This is a genomic window from Vibrio sp. 811 (genome assembly GCF_033339195.1).
Genome location: NZ_JAWOUB010000126.1, coordinates 1 through 1,024 on the forward strand (window position 1 = coordinate 1; position 1,024 = coordinate 1,024).

Sequence of the window (1,024 nt, forward strand, 5' to 3'; positions counted from 1 at the left end):
TGGGCTCTTTTCTTGTTTTTACGCGTTCTTTTTTGAGAGCGTAATAATTAAAACTCAAACATAAAGTAATAGCCATAGCCCACAATGAACGCAGGGATAGAAGAATAGACCGTTGCCATCAATGCCGCTTTGGGAGCCATGGCAATCGCGGGGAACAGTGCATCACCATCGTTAGAAATCGCATTTGCAATCTGCGCGGATAATGGTGCGGCACCAGTAATGTACAAACTGGTGACGAGAATCTGTGGGCCGCAGCCTGGTAGCATACCGATGGCTAAGCCAGCCAATGGCATCCAGATGCCCCAATTTGAGAAGGTAGCAGCCAAATCAACGCCTGAAAAATAGGTCGTTAATTCAAACGCAAGAAACGCCACGATAACCCACGCGCTGACAAAGTTGGTGTCTTGAGCTGCTTTTTGAATCGGGTGTGAATCAACGATTTTTTCATCTTCTGACACCGTCGATTGATAATCTCCCAACTCTTTTGTCATTGCCCACAACGACATGGAGACCACCGCAAATATCGCTCCTAACCATTCAATGCTACTTGGACTCAAATTCAGTAGCTGATTGATATCCACTTGGAATGAGGTCATTACGGCCACCATGCTCGCAGGGATTATCAACCACTTCCAGAATGCGCCTTGAAGATTAATAGCACGTTGCTCTAAAGGTGTGTATCGCTCGCTTTGATGCTGACAACAATGGTGGTGGGCGCTCGCTTGCTTTGGCTCGGGGCGTAGAAAATCATCAGGATGAAATGCGTTGACGATCAAACCCGAAACCGTACCTACCACAATGCCAAGAGCGACGACGCCAACGCCGACGGACGGCTTTACCGCCAGTAACAAGAATGCCGCATCGCCCATGGTTGATGTCAGTACGGCTACGATTGCGCCAAATCCTACTCGTCCACTAATAAATTGAGTCGTAACAACAATAGCGCCGCCACAGCCCGGAAGCGCACCGAGTAGGGCTGCAAAAAACACCTGATGATGACGAGAGCGATGATAGAGCTGAGTGA

1 protein-coding gene is annotated in these 1,024 nt (G+C 48.5%); it reads right to left on the bottom strand.

What is annotated here, in order from left to right; translation table 11 throughout:
• Positions 1-47 precede the first annotated feature (47 nt).
• Positions 48-1,024, bottom strand: a 977-nt coding sequence (locus R7Q46_RS25290; RefSeq protein ID WP_318077954.1) for a putative manganese transporter, incomplete at its 5' end; no start/stop codon positions are given.